This is a genomic window from Actinophytocola sp. (assembly GCF_035762905.1).
Lineage (GTDB): Bacteria > Actinomycetota > Actinomycetes > Mycobacteriales > Pseudonocardiaceae > DASYTH01.
In genome coordinates this window covers 26,059-42,666 of the sequence record NZ_DASUCC010000133.1, presented here as the reverse complement: position 1 = coordinate 42,666, position 16,608 = coordinate 26,059, and the positions used below count along the sequence as shown (strand labels likewise).

The 16,608-nt window shown below is 70.4% G+C and carries 16 protein-coding genes; 9 read left to right on the top strand and 7 right to left on the bottom strand.

Features of this window, described 5'->3' with window-relative positions:
* The first annotated feature begins 55 nt into the window (after nucleotides 1–55).
* The 4 genes from VFV67_RS36885 to VFV67_RS28775 all read left to right on the top strand — a co-directional run bounded on the left by VFV67_RS36885 (nucleotide 56) and on the right by VFV67_RS28775 (nucleotide 2,093).
* Nucleotides 56–379 (top strand): maleylpyruvate isomerase N-terminal domain-containing protein, encoded by a 324-nt coding sequence (locus tag VFV67_RS36885; RefSeq protein WP_414636367.1) that lies wholly within the window; start codon nucleotides 56–58, stop codon nucleotides 377–379.
* Nucleotides 295–477, top strand: coding sequence for a hypothetical protein (locus VFV67_RS28785; RefSeq protein ID WP_414636366.1), 183 nt, complete (start codon nucleotides 295–297; stop codon nucleotides 475–477). Before VFV67_RS36885 ends, VFV67_RS28785 begins: the two co-directional genes overlap by 85 nt.
* A 62-nt stretch (nucleotides 478–539) precedes the next feature.
* Complete coding sequence (locus tag VFV67_RS28780; protein WP_326473813.1) at nucleotides 540–1,154, top strand: hypothetical protein; 615 nt, start codon at nucleotides 540–542, stop codon at nucleotides 1,152–1,154.
* 210 nt (nucleotides 1,155–1,364) lie between these two features.
* The gene (locus VFV67_RS28775; RefSeq protein ID WP_326473812.1) at nucleotides 1,365–2,093 is read left to right on the top strand and encodes a S1 family peptidase; all 729 of its coding nucleotides are present in this window, start codon (nucleotides 1,365–1,367) and stop codon (nucleotides 2,091–2,093) included.
* A gap of 61 nt (nucleotides 2,094–2,154) precedes the next feature.
* Here VFV67_RS28775 and VFV67_RS28770 read toward each other — a convergent pair whose 3' ends face one another.
* The 6 genes from VFV67_RS28770 to VFV67_RS28745 form a co-directional block, all read right to left on the bottom strand.
* A complete protein-coding gene (locus VFV67_RS28770; RefSeq protein ID WP_326473811.1) occupies nucleotides 2,155–4,056 on the bottom strand; it encodes a Xaa-Pro dipeptidyl-peptidase in 1,902 nt (633 codons plus the stop codon).
* 56 nt (nucleotides 4,057–4,112) lie between these two features.
* Nucleotides 4,113–5,324, bottom strand: a complete 1,212-nt coding sequence (locus tag VFV67_RS28765; RefSeq protein WP_326473810.1) for a hypothetical protein — start codon at nucleotides 5,322–5,324, stop codon at nucleotides 4,113–4,115.
* Nucleotides 5,321–6,409 carry a ThiF family adenylyltransferase gene (locus VFV67_RS28760; protein ID WP_326473809.1) on the bottom strand — a complete coding sequence of 363 codons (1,089 nt, stop codon included), beginning with the start codon at nucleotides 6,407–6,409 and terminating at the stop codon, nucleotides 5,321–5,323. Before VFV67_RS28760 ends, VFV67_RS28765 begins: the two co-directional genes overlap by 4 nt.
* A gap of 75 nt (nucleotides 6,410–6,484) precedes the next feature.
* Complete coding sequence (locus VFV67_RS28755; protein WP_326473808.1) at nucleotides 6,485–6,616, bottom strand: hypothetical protein; 132 nt, start codon at nucleotides 6,614–6,616, stop codon at nucleotides 6,485–6,487.
* A gap of 30 nt (nucleotides 6,617–6,646) precedes the next feature.
* A complete protein-coding gene (locus VFV67_RS28750; RefSeq protein WP_326473807.1) occupies nucleotides 6,647–8,644 on the bottom strand; it encodes an AfsR/SARP family transcriptional regulator in 1,998 nt (665 codons plus the stop codon).
* A gap of 158 nt (nucleotides 8,645–8,802) precedes the next feature.
* Entirely contained in the window at nucleotides 8,803–9,225 is a 423-nt protein-coding gene (locus VFV67_RS28745) for a hypothetical protein (RefSeq protein WP_326473806.1), read from the bottom strand.
* A 376-nt stretch (nucleotides 9,226–9,601) separates the two neighbouring features.
* Here VFV67_RS28745 and VFV67_RS28740 point away from each other — a divergent pair, with 376 nt between their 5' ends.
* Nucleotides 9,602–10,534, top strand: a complete 933-nt coding sequence (locus VFV67_RS28740) for a carbohydrate-binding protein (protein ID WP_326473805.1) — start codon at nucleotides 9,602–9,604, stop codon at nucleotides 10,532–10,534.
* Nucleotides 10,535–10,538: 4 nt separating this feature from the next.
* On the opposite strand, the gene VFV67_RS28735 is transcribed toward VFV67_RS28740, so the two are convergent.
* Nucleotides 10,539–12,011 (bottom strand): glycoside hydrolase, encoded by a 1,473-nt coding sequence (locus VFV67_RS28735; protein WP_326473804.1) that lies wholly within the window; start codon nucleotides 12,009–12,011, stop codon nucleotides 10,539–10,541.
* A 225-nt stretch (nucleotides 12,012–12,236) separates the two neighbouring features.
* On the opposite strand from VFV67_RS28735, the gene VFV67_RS28730 reads away from it, so the two are divergent.
* The 4 genes from VFV67_RS28730 to VFV67_RS28715 are packed head-to-tail and all read left to right on the top strand — an operon-like array spanning nucleotide 12,237 to nucleotide 16,596.
* Nucleotides 12,237–13,229 (top strand): beta-ketoacyl-ACP synthase III, encoded by a 993-nt coding sequence (locus tag VFV67_RS28730; RefSeq protein WP_326473803.1) that lies wholly within the window; start codon nucleotides 12,237–12,239, stop codon nucleotides 13,227–13,229.
* Entirely contained in the window at nucleotides 13,226–15,451 is a 2,226-nt protein-coding gene (locus VFV67_RS28725; RefSeq protein ID WP_326473802.1) for an FkbM family methyltransferase, read from the top strand. The genes VFV67_RS28730 and VFV67_RS28725 overlap by 4 nt, the downstream gene beginning before the upstream one ends.
* Nucleotides 15,452–15,466: 15 nt before the next feature.
* Complete coding sequence (locus VFV67_RS28720) at nucleotides 15,467–16,318, top strand: 3-hydroxyacyl-CoA dehydrogenase family protein (RefSeq protein ID WP_326473801.1); 852 nt, start codon at nucleotides 15,467–15,469, stop codon at nucleotides 16,316–16,318.
* Between the two features lie 23 nt (nucleotides 16,319–16,341).
* Nucleotides 16,342–16,596 carry a phosphopantetheine-binding protein gene (locus tag VFV67_RS28715; protein WP_326473800.1) on the top strand — a complete coding sequence of 85 codons (255 nt, stop codon included), beginning with the start codon at nucleotides 16,342–16,344 and terminating at the stop codon, nucleotides 16,594–16,596.
* The last annotated feature ends 12 nt before the right edge of the window (nucleotides 16,597–16,608 follow it).

Genomic DNA, 16,608 nt, shown 5'->3' with positions numbered 1-16,608 from the left:
CCGTAGGGGTACAACCAGGCGACGAGATTGTCCTGCCGCTGAGTGGCACAGTGGGGTGGTGGATTACGTTGCGCATTTTGCGCGTGAGGTCGGTGCGTTCGAGGCGGCTGTGCGGCGGGCTTTGGGGTCGGCTGGTGCGCCGATCGTGCCGTCCTGCCCTGGGTGGTCGGTCGCGGATCTGGTGCTGCACCTGGGTGGGGTGCACCGGCTGATTTCCGGGATCATTCGTGATCGGGTCGTGGGACCGGGGAACGGATGCGGTTCCGGCAGACCGACGGCGCGGGAAACTGGGTCGTGCACTTCGACGGCGCGCAGGTCCACCTCGAGGAGGGCCGTAGCGGCTGCGATGTCGAACTGGCCGGCACCGCCTCGGACCTGATGTTGTTCGTCTGGCAGCGGATCGTCGCCGATCGCCTGGCCGTGACCGGTGATGCCGCGATGGTCGACCGCTACTTCACCCTCGTGCCACCGGTGTAACCGCTAAACCCCACACGAACGGGCTAATTCGCCGGAACCGGTGGGGGACTTTACTTGTGGTCATGCCCGAGTACCGCATCGCCCGACTCGGTTCGCACGGTTCCCGGTTCGTGACGCAGATAGCGGAACTGATCAACGACGCGCTGGGTCAGGGTAGCTGCCGGCCGGAGCGACTGCTGCGCCAACTTCACGACACCGAGCACGGCGTTTTCACCGTGCACGCCACCGCAACGGACACCGTGCTCGCGGCGGCGATCGTCCGGGTCTTCGACGATGACGGCTACGCCCGGTGGCAGGCAAGCAAGTCGCTGACCGGAATCGTGCCGGCGGCGGCACCGTCCAGCCGGGGCCGGCGGGTCGCCCACGGCGATGAGGTGTCGGTGCGGCCGGAAACGCGCGGCTGCGGGATCGGGCGGGCCCTGCAGGATCATGTCAACGGCTGGCTGAGCGGCCGGCGGGTCACCGATTTCTATGCGCCGCTGTGGAATCCCCGGTCCCTGGCGCGGGCCCGGGAAATAGCGCACCGGCGAGCGTCCACGATCGTCGCCGAGATCCCCGATTACTGGACCGAGGAATCGCTGGCCGAGAACTGGCACTGCCCACGGTGTGGCCAACCATGTCACTGTCCGGCCTACCTCATGCACACGCCACTGAACCGGTCCGTGCCACCTGCCTGAACTCTGCCGGGATCGAGCCTACCGAACCATCCGACGGGACCGTTCAGCCGAACTGCGTACTCCGAAGCATTCAATACCTTGGAATGGAAACGCCCGTTCGCGAATTCTTGCGCCTTCTCGGTCTTGCGAGACGGCTCATTCGGGTGCCAGGGTGGCGCTTCCCGATTCACCTCCGGTAGCGGCGTCAGCCGCAGAATCGAGAAATCGCCGATGAAGAGGTTCCGATTTGCTCTGACGATTGCCGGGGCATTGCTCAGCCTGCCGCTGATCGCCCCCACCGCGTCCGCCGCTCCGCCGCCGTCCGACCCGGAGCCCGGCTTCACCCCGATGATCATCGACGGGCAGCTGGCCACCGACGCGCCGTGGGCCGCCCGGCTGTTTCGCGACGGCTCGCAGTTCTGCACGGCGACGATCATCGCGCCGCGCTACATCCTGACCGCCAAGCACTGCTTCGATGTGCCGGCCACGTACACCTTCCGGATCGGCAGCCTCGATCAGACCAGCGGCGGCACCCTGGCGACCGCGGTCGAGGTCAGCAGCCATCCGGTCGCGGACCTCGCGGTCGCCAAGCTGGACCGCGGCGTGGCCGCGACCTACGCGCGGCTCGGCCGGGTCTCCGACGTACAACGCCGGGACACGGTCCAGATCTACGGCTGGGGCGCCACCTGCACCGACCAGCCGGAGATCAACTGCCAGTCCCAGTTCCTGAAGGTCGCCGACGTGCGGGTCCAGACCCTTGACGGCGAGGACGCGTTCGGCGGCATCGCGATCGGTGCGCGGCGCATCGACGGGATCGCGGCCGGCGGTGACTCCGGCGGCCCGATGTTCAGCGACGGCAAGCAGGTCGGCATCGCCTCGACCAGCGACCGCGACCGGCGGACGTTCTACACCAACGTCACCCGCTACCGCGCCTTCATCCGCTCGGTGGCCGGCGTCTGAGCCGACCGCGCCCGGAGCACCGGTGCGGCCGGAGGCGCGGCCGTGCCGGTGGTCCGGGCGGTCAGCCGTCCAGGCGGCCGGGGACCGGGTCCGGTTGGACCAGCGTGGCTCGTGGGGCCGGCCCGGACGGGACCGCCGGTACGGTGCCGACGACGGGGATCACGACGGTGGTCTCGGCCAGGCTGACGGTGATCCGGGGCAGCCGGGACGGGGTGGTGGTCATGCTGCTGTCGTTGCCGGCGATGACCAGGGCCAGCCGGTGACCACGCGGGACGATCCAGTCCGTTGTGGACAGTCGGAAGGTGATGGTGTACTTGGTGCCCGGGGTCAGGGTGCGCGGGGTGGACAGCGATGCGTGGTTGGCAAGGTCGGCCCAACCGCGGGCGATGATCTGGGCGTCCACGCCTGCGGTGGTCGGCACGGTGTCGCGGTAGCAGGCGTCGTCGCCGGGGCGGTCCTCGCCCCAGCACGACTCGGTGGTCAAGGTGCGGATGCCCTCGCCGGTCGTGCCTCGGGAGGTGGCCGAGCCGTAGTCCACCAGGTAGGCCGACAGGTGCGCGGTCGAGGTCGACGGGGTCGCGGCGACCGTGATCCGGGACAGCCCGGCCACCCGGAGATCCGAGGTGAGCGTGCCGGTGCTGTAGACCACCCGGCGGCTCGAGGTCGCGTTGGGCGTGGCGATGTAGCCGGCGGGGGTTCCGGAACCGTTGTCGGTGAAGGAGGACGTGGCCGCCGGGCCGGGTGCGGTCGCCAGCGTGCCGACGCCGGCGACCGAGCCGGCGACCGGGTGCATGGTCTGCTGCTGGGTTCCGGCGGGTGGCCAGGTCGCACTGTCGCTCCACTGATCCACGCCGCGCTCGACGGAGACCCGCGGCTCGTTCTCGATTCCGTTCTGGATGTCCAGCAGCCACCGGTCGAACCAGCGGTGCAGCGTGCTGACCCAGGTGGCGCGGCGGAAGTCGAACGGGTCGATGTGCCCGGTCTGCGACAGCCACAGCTTGCGCGGCACCGACGGCGGCAGCGCGTCCAGCCACTGGCCCCAGTTGATCGGCTTGACGTTGAGGTCGGCGCGTCCGTTGACGGAGAACACCGCCGCGCGCACGTTGGCCGCGCCGCGGACGTAGTCCCGTTGCTGCCACATCGCCGTGTAGTCGCCGTTGGCCGGAGCACCCGCGGTCATCTCGGATCGCACCGCCGCGCACCGGGACCGCGCGTTGGCGTTCTCGAAGTTGCCGGCGAGGCTGGTCGGCGTGCCGAAGCCGCGGAACGACACACCGTCCGACCGGAACCAGTCGTACCAGGAGCTGATCGCCGCGATCGGCACGATCGTGCGCAGCCCGGCGACTCCGGTCGACGCCACGCCCTGGGTGATGCTGCCGTCCCAGGACTTTCCGATCATCGCGGCCGCGCCGGTGGACCAGCCGGCGGTCACCACCGTCCCGCCGGACGCCGCGGAGTAGCCGGTGGCCCGGCCGTTCAGCCAGTCGATCACGGCCTTGCCGGAGGCCACCTCCGACCGGCCGCCGGTGTCCATGCACCCGGTGGACCGGGACGACCCGCTGAAGTCGATCAGCGCGACCGCGTAGCCGCGCGGCACGAAGTAGTTGTCGTAGAACAGCGGGAACTTGACCGGCACGCCGGCCGAGTCGTAGGTCTTGCGCTCGCTTTCGTTGCCCCGCCCGGATGTCGCGTAGTACGGGCTGGCATCGATGATCACCGGGACCGGCGCGGGCGTGTCCGGCCGGACGATGTCCGTCGCCACCCGGTCACCGACCCCGTTGCCGTCCAGGTCGAGGCCGATGTCCACCCACACCGTCTCGCGCACCGCGTCGGCGAACGCGTGGATGGGTTGGCTGACGCCGTCCGCGACGAGGAACCCCGGTGGGGCGGCCGAAGCGGGCGCCACCAGCAGCCCCGACAGCAGTCCGACCAGCCCGGCCGCCAGCACACCTCGACCCACCATGCTTCGCACGTTAGGTCACGGACATGTCCCGACCTAGGGCCAAGCGGCGCTCCCAGTTACCAGCGTCCGGCCGGCTTGAGTCGCTTCCGGATGAAGGTGATCACGAAGAGCACCTGAAGGGTCCCCTCGACCAGGATCACCAGGGCGCTGTCCAGGGTGCGCAAGGGATTTGCGCCCGGGGCGAGGCCGGCGGCCAGGCCGTGGAAGGCGGTGACGAAGGCCTGAACCAGGATCGGCAGGCCGAACAACGCGAACGAGGTGAGCGCGGCGGTGCAGCCGATGGCCATGGCCACCGCGTAGACGCGGACGGCGCGGCGTTCGCGGGTGGGGAGATCGGTGAGCGGGTCGGTGGTCGGGCGGCGACGGGCGCGGTGCCACAGGTGGCGGACGTAGGCGATGCCGTCCGGGTACAGGTTCTTCGCCCGGAGCCATTCCATCAGGACGTAGTAGAGATCGGTGCGCAGGTACACCTGGGCCTGCGCGATCATGCTCAGCAGCACGGTGAGGGCCAGCGCGCCGAGCAACCCGGCCGGCAGCGGCGCCGGGTCGGCGTAGGCGATGACCAGCGTGCACAGGCAGACCGTGAAGGCGTCCCAGCGCAGGCCGGCGAGGTAAACGCGATGGCGGCCGCGCCGGGAGACGGTCCAGATGGCGGTGACGTCGGTCTGCACCACCAGGTAGTGCAGCCGGGTGGAGAAGCCGATCCGGGCCGGGGCACCGTAGGAGCGGGCGGCGGCGAGGTGCATCAGCTCGTGCACGCTGACGTTGACCGAGAACATGAGCGTGCCGACCAGAATGGCCAGACCGACGTAGGGGGTCCAGAAGAAGTCGCTCGCCGTCGGGATCAGGTCCGGGCGGCGGGCCAAGGTGAGCAGCGCGGCGGCGACCACCACGGCCCAGACCGCGGTCGCGGTCCGGCCGAACAGCCAGCGCACGTGCTCGGCGCGCAGCCAGGGCAGGTGCGAGCCGGGCCGTTCGCCGGCCGGGTCGGGCAGCGGGGTGCCGTCGACGGAGGCCGCGAAGGACAGCTCCACCAACGCCTCGGCCAGATCCGCGACGTCCAGCTCGACCCCGTGCTCGCGGGCGATCCGGTCCTCGACCGCCCGCACCGCCAGGCCGTCGCCGAGCAGCCGGACGGCAACCGCCCCCAGCCGAGGCAGCTCGACGAACTCACCGAGCTCCGGCCGGCCGATCACCACGTCGTCGGAGTCGTCACCGTCCCGGAACGCCAGCGGGTGCAGCCGCAGCACCGAATCCTGGGCTATCACGGCGTTCCGCAGGCCGGGCAGTCCGGATACCGTGCCACGTCGATGAAGTACTGATGGTCCCAGCGGCCCAGGTTCCAGTGCAGTACCCGCCCGCGCACCTGCGTCGGCAGACCGCCGAGGTGGTAGACCACCTCGAGCGCGCACAGCTGCCCGGTGACGTTCGCGCTCGCCGGCACCACCGCGTGCGGCCGCTGACCGGAATTCAGCTTGCGGCCGTCCCGAACATGCTCCTGCGCCTCGAAGTCGCGCCGGCCGCACTCCCAGCATCCGGTCTCGCCCGGCAGGTAACCGGCGACCACGGCCATCGGTCCGGTGTAGAGCGCCGTGTACCACGGCGTCCCGGTCGCCAGGGCCGCCTCGTTGGCCCAGCGCATGATGTCCGGCTGCGGCGTGTCCGCGCACAGCACGAACACGTCCCGGCCGGTCATCAGCGCGGCGATGTCGGCGGGGCCGCGCGCGTGCCGTTCCTCGCCGGTGACGTCGACGAACGAGTTCATCGCGCGCAGCCGCTCGAGTGCCTGCTTCAGCTTCGGAGCGCCGATGTCGTGCTCGGTGTAGAGCAGCTGCCGGCACAGGTTCGGCTCCTCGACCACGTCGAAATCGGCGCAGTGCAACGCGCCGACGCCGCTGGCCACCAGGCCCTGCGCGACGGCGGAACCGGTGCCGCCGAGTCCGAGCAACGCGACCGACGCGCTCTTCAGCCGGGCCTGGACCTCGTAGGGTGACGTGCGGGGGGTGTCGTCGAGCCACGCGTAGAAGTGCCGGGGCGCGGTGTAGCGCGCGGCCTCCAGCGCGGTGAGCGTGGCGGGCAGCGGCGCCGCCGCGTCCTCCGCGAAGCCCGCCGTGATGAGGTCGTCGACCGCCTCGTCCACCGAGTCCGCCTCGATGTCCGGATGGGTTTCCGCCACACCGGCGCGGATCCCGGCGCGGTCCCGGGTGCCGTCCATCAGCACGAGGATCCGTTCGATCGCCCCGTTCTCGTCCTCGATCTCCGCCGCGATGCCGTACTGTCCCAGCCCAAGGCGAATCCGGTTTCCGGGCAGCACGACGGGGCAGTGCACATCCTTGATCCGCGGTCGGAGCACGGCCGATCCCTTCGGTTCTGGCGAGCGTCACGGCCTGCCGGGCCGGTGCAAGGCCGGCCCGGCGAGCACCGTGAATCAGCCCTCGGAGTTGTCGCGCACCGCGGTGGTCTCGAGCTTCTCGAGCTTGCGCACCTTGACCTTGATCTTGACCTGTGCCATCGGGTTCCTCCAGTCGGTCGCGCCTCCAACGGGCGCGGGCCAACCCAACAGCAGGCCGCTAACAGATCACTAACAGGCTCAGAGGGATTCGCCGAGCAGGCACGCGATGTGCCGCTGCCGGCCGCGGGTTCCCTGGTGCACCGCCGCGGTCAGGTTGGGCAGCTCGGCCGCCAGCCAGGCCAGCGCGTCGGCGGGCCGGGCGAAGCCGGTCGGCTCCGGCTCGGGTAGTGCCGGCCGCACCCGGTGCGGGCGGAGCAGGCGCGCGGCGGCGTCGGCGTGCCGGAGATAGAACAGATACAGCCGGTTCAGCGCGGCTTCGCGCTCGGCAGGCGGATCCTCGACCTCCCCGCGCCCGGCGGCGAAGAGCCGGAGCAGGTCGAGAAACCGGAACCGGCCCGGCGCGTGCTCGCGGATCAGGCGGGCCGCGGCGAGGCGGTCCAGTTCGGCCGCGCTGTCGCGGAGCGCGACGTCGCACAGCGCCGCGGTGGCGGCCGGGGTGAAGTCCGGGCCCGGGATCAGGCCCAGCCTGCGGAACACCCGCCGGGTGGCCGGTGCGAGCGCCTGGTAGGACAGGTCGAAGGCGGATCCGAGCCGTGCCCTCGGGTCCGCGGAGATCGCCAGCGTGCCGAGCCGGTCGCTGCCGGCCAGCTCCCGCGCGTACTCCTCGAGCGGCTCGGCCGGGCGCGCCGCCAGGTGGGCACCCGCGATGCGCAGCGCCAACGGCAGGTGGCCGCACAGCCGGGTCAACTCCGCGGCCGCGTCCGGTTCCCGGCGCACCCGGTCGGTGCCCACCAAGCGCCGCAACAGGATCAGCGACTCGGCCGGGGTGAGCACGTCCAGGCTCAGCGGCCGGGCGCCGTCGATGGCGCACAGACCGAGCAGTTCGTCCCGGCTGGTGACCAGAACCGCGCAGCTCGGTGAACCGGGCAGCAGCGGGCGGACCTGCTCGGCGCCGGCCGCGTTGTCCAACACGATGAGGATCCGCCGCCCGGCCACCATCGAGCGGTAGGTCAGGATCGCCTCGTCCTGGTCGGCCGGCAGCCGCGTGCCGCGCAGGCCGAGGGCGCGCAGGAACGTCATCAGCGCCGCCATCGGCCGCAGTGGTTCGCCGGTGTCGAACCCACGCAGGTCCACGTGCAGCTGACCGTCCGGAAACCGGCCGGCCAGCTCGTGGCCGCAGCGCACGGCCAGCGCGCTCTTGCCGACACCGGCCGGCCCGGAGATCACCGCGACCGGCAGGGCGGTCGGGTCGGTGTCGCTGAGCAGCTCGGTCAGCCGCCGCACCTCGGCCGCGCGACCGGTGAACCCCGCCGCCTCGGCCGGGAGATGCGCGGGCACCGCCGGACGGACCGCGGGCGCGAGCGACTCGTCGTTGCGCAGGATGGCCACCTCGATGGCACCCAGCTCCGGGCCCGCCTCGACGCCCAGCTCCTCGTGCAGCCGCCGCCGGGTGCGCCGGCAGACCGCAAGCGCGTCGCACGCCCGCCCGCTGTGGTACAGGGCGAGGGCCAGTTGGCCCGCGGTCCGCTCCCGGGTCGGGTGCGCGGCGAGATGACCGGTGAGCAGCTCGACCAGGTCCCGGTGCATGCCGAGGCGCAGTCGTACGTCGGCCAGCTCGTCGACCGCCTGCAGCCGGGCCTCCTCGAGGTTTCCGCACAGTTCCCGGCGCACGGACTCGGTGGTCACGCCGTCCAGCGCGGGACCGTGCCACAGTCCCAGCGCCTCGTCGTAACGGCGGGCCGCCAGCTCGTCGGTGGGCGCCGCCCGGGCCGCGGCGAGCAACGCGGTGAACCGGTGCGCGTCCACCGCACCGGGGTCGATCCGCAGCGTGTACACCGAGCCCTGGCTGACCAGCGCCACCTCGTCCCCGGCCGCGTCGGCCAACACCATCCGCAGCCGGGAGATGCGGCCGTGGATGGCCGTTCTGGCCGAGGGCGGCGGCGAGTCCGGCCAGGTGAGGTCCACCAGCCGCGCGGTGGACAGCGGCCGGTTGGCCTCGAGCAGCAACGCCGCCAGCACCAGGCGCTGCTTGGGCGGCCCGAGGTTGACCGGCCTGCCGCCCGCTCGGCCTTCCACCGGGCCGAGCAGCCTGAACTCGATCTCGATGCCGACTCCGTGGGTCCTCGGTATCCCCTGTTCCGGAGTCCAGGTCTAGCCGATCCCCGGTTGTGCGGTGTCCGCAGCGCCGCCGCACAAACAACTCCGCACAACCGGGCCGTCCCACGTGGATGGATTCAGCGGATCCGGATCAGAGTCGGGCCGAACCTGGTGGACACGCAGCCGCCGGCCGGACCGCGGTCGCAGGCGTAGCCCGAGCCGGTGACCTCGGCGCGGCCGCGGACGAACGGACCGCCGACGCTGTCCACCGGCGCGGACCAGTTCTGGGCGCTGCCGTCGCACACCGTCACGAAGAGATAGCCGTAGCCGGTGGTGCCGGCCTGCACCACGGTCAGGTCGACCACGCCGTCGGAGCCCGGGGCGAACGGGCCGCACACGTACCGGCCGGACAGCACGACCTGGAGGCCGCCCGGCGCCAGTTGGGCGCCGCTCACCGAGACCCGCAGGGTCGGCGCCGCGGTCGCCGGTTGGCCGGCACCGAGCACCGCGGCCGCGGCCGCCGTCAGCACCACGCCGAGCCTGAACAGTTTTCGCATCATCGGTCGTCCCCTTTCCATTCCTGGAAACGGTCCCGCCCGACCGACGCGGCGACAAGACCGCGTTCGGCGCAACGTGTTCGGTGACCCGCCTCAGGCGCGTGCGGTGGGATCGGCGACCTGGCGACCGTGGTCGGCCGCAGCCCGGCCGCCACCGAGGCGAGCGTGTCCGCGGCACCGAAACTTTCTGTGACCGGCAGCGGGTGCCATTGGTGATCACGCGCTGGTAGGGTGGCGGTGCCGCGGTCCACTGGGGGGACGGGGGAGTTTCCGACCGCGCCGTCTCCTTTCTCCGTGGTGTTCGTATTCGCTTTGTCGAATAGGGGGACTCACCTTGTCAGTATCGTTTGGCCGAACGCTCGGCCGCAGATCCAGATCCATGAGCACGGTGGCGTTGCTCGTCGTCGCGGCCTCGGTCGTGATCGCTCCACTGGCCGCACCGGCGGCCGCCGAGTCCGCACAGAACGATTTCGGTCCGGACGGACCGGTCAGTGGCCGGCTGGTGCCGGCCCTGCGTGGGGCGGCGGCGGACGCCGCGGCGGGTTCCCATGTCACCGACAGGTACCGGGACATCGCCATGGCGCGGAACGGCACGGAACCGGCGCGCACCAACGACATCACGCCATGGACCGGGGCCCTGCACACCGTGTGGGGCGTGTTTCCGCACCAGGCGTCGATCGGTGCGCAGGCGACGCACACGATCAATCCGGGCATCCGGCTCTCGCCGAACAACCCGGACGTGATCTACGCGCCGACGCTGGATCCCAGCGGAAAGACCTGCATCGAGGTGACCACGTTCTACTTCAACGGCGGAAACGGCGTGGGTGCCTGGGACTGGTGCGCCGCACAACCCGGGTTCGCCGCCGTCGCCTGGATCGACGCCAACTTCATCAGCACCTACACCCGACCATTCCAGGGGCAGCCCGCATACACCGTCCGGGATGTGCAGACCAACCCGGTGACCAACTCGTGGACCGCGTATCTGTTCAACCACAACACCGGTTCCTGGGACGAATTGTTCACCAGCGCCAACACCAGCAAGCTCACCGAGACGCACGGCGGCTGGGACATGTTCGAGGTCTACACGGAGTACAACCCGGCGACCGGCGAGGGCCACTACTGCACCGAAACCTACGGTTCCATGTGGTTCGCGACGAACATCCAGGTCAAGTTCGGTTCCACCTGGCAGACGCTGACCCCGGCCAACTCCTCGGTGCCGCACACCGGCGACGTGCGCAGCACCGACTTCGGCTGCTACAGCCTGTCTTTCACGCTGCAGACGCCGAACAGCACCTGGCAGGTGACGCACTGACCGGTCAGCCGACGCCGTCGAGCTGAACGGTTTGCACCGATCCGGCCGGGAACGGCACCGGCAGCAGCTTGCCGGTGGGGCGTAGATCGGTTCGCTGCGTGTACCGGTCGGATCCGGACGGCACGGTCGTCCAGCGCGGGATGGTCGCGCTGGGCACCGTGCCGAACCGGGACAGGTCGAAGGTGATCGTCTGGGCCGCCCCGGTGTTGGCCGCGACCAGGACCAGCCGCCGGGCCGCCGGATCGTATGCGGCGACCGCGTTGTCGGCCACGGTGCCGAGGATCCGCATGCCGGGCCGGATGTGCCTGCTGAACTGCGCCAGCACGAACAGCTTGGGTTGCACGGCGCCGGACTGCAGCGTGCCCTGGTCGTAGTGGATCAGCGCCCAGGCCGGGGTGGGATCCATGACCTGCCAGAACACCCAGGCGGTCGGGTGCAGCCAGCGGAAGTCCAGCAGGATGTTGCGCGCCATGGACAGCCCGGTGCCGTCGTTGTCCCCGGTCTCGGAGTTCCACAGGATCTTCCCGGCCGCCCGTGCGTCGTTGTAGAGCAGGTCGCGGCGCCCGCCGGAGCCCTGGTAGCCGTGCACGTTGAGCTGGTTCACCAGGCCCCGGGTGGTGGCGTCGAAGCTCGCCCAGGTGGCCCGCGCGACGTCGTAGTTGGTCTCGTCGGAGGCCGAGATCATCGTGCCGGACAGCCCGCGCTGGTTCAGCTCGGTGCGCAGGTGCGCCAGGATCGTGCGCTGGATGGCAGGATCGATGTGGCAGCCTTCCTGGGTGCCGTCGGCCCGCCACCAGTTGGCGGCCGGCTCGTTGAACGGGTCCACGGTGCGGAAGGTGACCCCCCAGCTCGTCCTGGCCCGAAGCGCCACCTCGGCCAGGTGCGCGGCGTGCTGGCGGTAGTTCCACGACTGGAGGTTGTTCCCGCCGTTCGCCGCGCCGGACGGGTTGTGGTTGAGGCACATCCACCACATCGGGGAGTTGGCGAACAGCTCGCTGATCGCACCGCGCTGGGTGGCCTTCACCAGGGCCGCGCGCTGTTTGGCGTCGGCCGCCCAGTTCCACGCCGCCGAGTTCGGGTCCGGGTTGTTCCAGTCCTGCCAGAAGCCTTCGATCTGCTTGAACGCCGGGATGTTCGGTGAGACCGCCATGCGTTCGCCGTTCACCGTGTTGAAGCCGCACCCGCCGAGGTTGTAGCGGGCGATGTTCATCCCGAGCCCCGGCACCGGCGCACCCCGGTAGGTCACCGTCCTGGTGGTGAACCAGATGTCGGCGAGGTCGTCGCGGTCCCCGAACACGTTGGCCCACCAGGCAAGCGAGGTACCCCACCCCTCCCAGCGGCCGAAGTCGGCGGTCGGGTCGACCACCACCGTCATGTCCGCGTGGGCCGTCCCGGTGGCCAGCGTGCCCCCGATGGCCGCCGCGCCCGCCGCGGTCAGCACCGTCCGCCGCCGGACCGTGGAGATCCCGTGCCCCATCGCCGTTCCTCCCTGCAGGGTCGGTGGAGAAGCGCGCCGGTAGCTCACCCAGCGTACCGCGCGTGCGACTTTCCGTACAGAGTCCGAAATTTCGAACAAAACCGGTTCGTCCGCCGGTGTTCCGGGCGTCCGGTGCACCGCTTGCCAGGCTTGAGGTCGATTCCGCTTGCGGCGAATAGCGTCGGCAGCGGTTGGAAATGGGGACGAAAGTGAGGGGCGGCAATTGTGAGTACCGCCATTCTTGGCACCGGGTCCTACCTACCCGAAAAGGTTCTGACCAGCGCCGAACTCGGCGACCGGTTGGGGGTGGGCGAACAGTGGATCGTCGACCGAACGCACATCAGGGAGCGACGGGTGGCCGCGGCCGACGAGGCCACCTCCGACCTGGCCACCGCGGCCGCGCGACGGGCGTTGCGGGCGGCCGGACTGGACGCGAACGACCTGGATTTCCTCATCGTCGCAACGTCCACACCGGATCAGCCGATACCCGCGACCGCCTGCACGGTGCAGGCGAACATTGGTGCCAACCGGGCGGCGGCGTTCGACGTGGACGCGGTGTGCACCGGCTTCATCTACGCACTGGTGACCGCGCACGGCCTGCTGTGCGCCGATTCCGCATCGCGCACCGCGCTGGTGATCGGCGCGGACACCTACTCGCGGGTGCTGAACTACGACGACCGGCGCACCTGCGTGCTGTTCGGTGACGGCGCCGGCGCGGTCGTGCTCGGCCGCAGCCGGGACCGGCAGGGCGTGCTGGCCAGCACGCTGGGGTCGGACGGCACGCTGGCCGACCTGGTGCAGATTCCCGGTGGCGGCAGCCGCCGTCCGGCCGGTGTGGACACCCTGGAGGCCGGCCAGCACTTCTTCGCCATGCGGGGCAAGGAAGTCCGGCAGTTCGCCGATCGCATCCTGCCCGAGGTGGTCGGCCGGCTGCTCAAGTCGGCCGAGCTGGACCTCGGCGACGTCGACCTGGTGGTGCCGCACCAGGCCAACGGCGTGATCCTGCAGGAGCTGTGCGAGATCCTCGAGCTGCGGCCGGAACAGATGCACCGGACCGTCGACCGGTACGGAAACACCGGTGCCGCCTCGGTTCCGATCACCCTGGACGACGCCGTGCGGGCGGGCCGGGTGGCCGACGGCGACGTGCTGCTCATGGTGGCCCTCGGCGGCGGCATGACCTGGGGCGGCGCCGCGCTGCGCTGGGGGGTGCCGGCATGAGCGAGCTGGCGAGCGAAGCCGTGCACACCGCCGGTTCGGTTGCTGCGCACGATGTCGGTACGGCCGGCACGGTGCCGGTGGCCTTCATGTTCCCCGGTCTCGGCGACCACCACCTGGACATGGGCCGGGACCTGTACCACGACTTCCCGGTGTTCCGGGAAATCGTGGACGACTGCGCCGAACTGCTGCGCCCGGAGCTGGGCCTGGACCTTCGCAGGATCGTCTTCCCCGGGCCGGCGGCGCGCCGGGAGGACACCGCGGCCCCCGAGCTGGACCTGCGCCGGATGCTCGGCCGGGACGGTGGCCCGCGCGGCGCGAACGAGTCCCGGCTGGACCAGACCCGGCTGGCCCAGCCCGCGCTGTTCGTCATCGAGTACGCGCTGGCCCGGCTGTGGGAGTCGTGGGGCGCCCGGCCAAGCATCATGATCGGTTACAGCCTCGGCGAGTACGTGGCGGCCGCGCTGGCCGGCGTACTGTCCCTTTCGGACTCATTACTGCTGGTCGCCCGGCGCGCCGCGCTGATCGACACGCTGCCGCGCGGCGCCATGCTCGCCGTGCTGCTGCCCGAGGAGCAGGTGCTGCCGTTGCTCGGCGCGGACCTCTCGCTCTCCGCGGTCAACGGACCGGAGTTCTGCGTGGTGGCCGGCCCGGTCGCCGACATCGAGGCGCTGGAGCGCGTCCTGGCCGAGCAGCGGGTGATCTGCCGCCGGGTCCAGGCCACGCACGCCTTCCACTCGTCGATGATGGAGCCGATCGCGGACCGGGTGACCGAGCTGGTCCGCCCGCTCGCCCTCAACCCGCCGCGCATTCCCTTCGTCTCCAACGTGACCGGCCAGCCGATCACCGCCGAGCAGGCCACCGATCCCGGGTACTGGGCCCGGCATCTGGTCAGCCCGGTCCGGTTCGCCGACGGGCTGCGCGGCCTGGCCCCGACCACCCTGCTGCTCGAGGTCGGCCCCGGCCAGACGCTGTCCAGCATGGCAACGGCGATCCGGGGCCGGGCCGACACGGTCGTCGCGTCCATGCGGCACCCGCTGGAACCCGGGTCCGACTCCGCCGTCGCGCGCACCGCGCTGAACCGGCTCTGGCTCGCGGGCGCGCAGGTGCACTGGACCGATCTCCCCTCGGGCGAACCGGACAACGGGCCGGCCGGCGCGCACACGTTCACCGCGACCGAGCAAGAGCTGCACGACATCTGGGCGCGACTGCTGCACACCGAAGCCCTGCCGCCCGAGGTCAGCTTCTTCGAACTTGGCGGCAACTCGCTGCTCGCCACCCGGCTGACCCTGCGGGTCAAGCGCGCCTTCGGGGTCGAGCTGTCGCTGAGTCAGGTCTACCGGACCTCGACGATCGTGCGGATGGCGGCGGCGATCGACACGCTGCGCGCCGGGGGCCGGCTGGAAGCGGCGGCGGCGTCCTCACACACCGGGAGTTCTCAGGCCACCTTCCGGCTACCGAACGGAATGCTGGTCGCCCACCAGAACGAGGCCGAGACCCGGCACTTCTACGAGGACATCTTCGCCCACCGCACCTACGCCAAGAACGGAATCTCCATTCCGGATGGTGCCACGGTGCTCGACGTCGGCGGCAACATCGGCTTGTTCACGCTGTTCGCCCACCACGAGGCGAAGGACGTGCGGCTGTACACGTTCGAGCCGGCACCCCCGCTGTTCGAACTGCTGCGCCGCAACGTCGCCGAGCACGGCGTCAACGCCACGCTGTTCAACATCGGCGTCTCGGACACCGAGACCGAGGCGAACTTCACCTTCTACCCGCGCAGCTCGGGCATGTCCTCGTTCCACCCGGACGAGGCGGAGGAGCGGCACAACCTGCGCACGATCATCGCCAACCAGCAGCAGGCCGGCGCGGAGATCGGTGCGCTGGCCGGCTCGGAGGAACTGCTGGACGTGCGCTTCGAGGCGATCGAGTTCACCGCCCGGCTGCGCCCGCTCAGCGCGGTCATCCGGGAGCAGGGCATCGACCGCATCGATCTGATCAAGATCGACGTGCAGAAGAGCGAGTGCCAGGTCGTCGCCGGCATCGCCGACGAGGACTGGCCGAAGATCCGGCAACTGGTGCTGGAGGCGCACGACGCGCACGGCGCGGTCGGGCGCCTGGTCGAACTGCTCGAGGGCCGCGGCTTCAGCGTCACGGTCGAGCAGGACGAGCTGTACGTCGGGACGGACATCCACAACATCTACGCCGTACGCGGCGAGAGCTGACGATTCGGACGAGACATGGAATTCACGACCGTAGGAGTCATCGGCGCGGGCGTCATGGGCGTCGGCGTCGCCCAAAACCTGGCCCAGACCGGCCATCGGGTGGTTCTGCTCGACATCTCCGACGAGGTGCTGGACAACGCGCGCCGCGAGCTGCGCGACGGCCTCCGCGCCTACACGCTGTTCAACCGCGACGCCGCGGTCGACCCGGCCGCGGTGTTCGACCGCATCGACTTCAGCACCGACTACGAGCTGCTCGCCAAGGCCGACTTCGTGGTCGAGAACGTCACCGAGGACTGGGACATCAAGGAAGCGGTGTACCGGCGGATCGACCGGATCGTGCGGCCCGAGGTGGTGTTCGCGGTCAACACCTCCGCGATCTCCATCACCCGGGTCGGTGCGGTCACCGACCGCCCGGACCGCGTGGTGGGCATGCACTTCATGAACCCGGTGCCGATGAAGCCGATGGTCGAGGTGATCCAGGGCTACCACACCAGCGCGGAGACCATCGACACCGCCCGGCGCTTCCTCGCCGGGATGGGCAAGGACTGCATCGTGGTCGAGGACATGCCCGGCTTCGTGTCCAACCGGGTCCTCATGCTCACCATCAACGAGGCGGTCTTCCTCGTCCAGGACGGGGTCGCCGCTCCGGCCGACGTCGACCGGATCTTCAAGACCTGCTTCGGCCACAAGATGGGTCCACTTGAGACGGCCGACCTGATCGGCCTGGACACCATCCTGAAATCCGTCGAAGTGCTCTACGACAGCTACAACGACGACAAGTACCGGCCGGCCCCGCTGCTCAAGAAGATGGTCGCCGCGGGCGTGCTCGGTCGCAAGAGCGGCGCGGGTTTCCACCGGTACCGGTGAGACGACAGAACGGAAACGATCGCATGAACACGGACAACAGGGCCCGGATCGCGGACTATCTCTCCCGGTTCTTTCCGGTGCAGAACCTGAATGACGACGACGACATCTTCAAGCTCGGCTTCGTCAGCTCGATGTTCGCCATGCAACTGGTCTCGTTCGTCGAGCACGAGTTCGACATCACCGTGGAGAACGAGGACCTGGAGCTGGACAACTTCCGATCCATCGGCGCACTCGAGAAGTTCGTCACGCGCAAGCTGACCGAGGCGGTCCCGCAGTAGGCGAGGCAAAAG

Bases quoted from the DNA above. Each gene is read 5' to 3' on its own strand.
- VFV67_RS28780 (WP_326473813.1), top strand. From the start codon at position 540: ATGCCCGAGTACCGCATCGCCCGACTCGGTTCGCACGGTTCCCGGTTC.
- VFV67_RS28775 (WP_326473812.1), top strand. From the start codon at position 1,365: ATGAAGAGGTTCCGATTTGCTCTGACGATTGCCGGGGCATTGCTCAGC.
- VFV67_RS28770 (WP_326473811.1), bottom strand. From the start codon at position 4,056: ATGGTGGGTCGAGGTGTGCTGGCGGCCGGGCTGGTCGGACTGCTGTCG.
- VFV67_RS28745 (WP_326473806.1), bottom strand. From the start codon at position 9,225: ATGATGCGAAAACTGTTCAGGCTCGGCGTGGTGCTGACGGCGGCCGCG.
- VFV67_RS28740 (WP_326473805.1), top strand. From the start codon at position 9,602: ATGAGCACGGTGGCGTTGCTCGTCGTCGCGGCCTCGGTCGTGATCGCT.
- VFV67_RS28735 (WP_326473804.1), bottom strand. From the start codon at position 12,011: ATGGGGCACGGGATCTCCACGGTCCGGCGGCGGACGGTGCTGACCGCG.
- VFV67_RS28725 (WP_326473802.1), top strand. From the start codon at position 13,226: ATGAGCGAGCTGGCGAGCGAAGCCGTGCACACCGCCGGTTCGGTTGCT.
- VFV67_RS28720 (WP_326473801.1), top strand. From the start codon at position 15,467: ATGGAATTCACGACCGTAGGAGTCATCGGCGCGGGCGTCATGGGCGTC.
- VFV67_RS28715 (WP_326473800.1), top strand. From the start codon at position 16,342: ATGAACACGGACAACAGGGCCCGGATCGCGGACTATCTCTCCCGGTTC.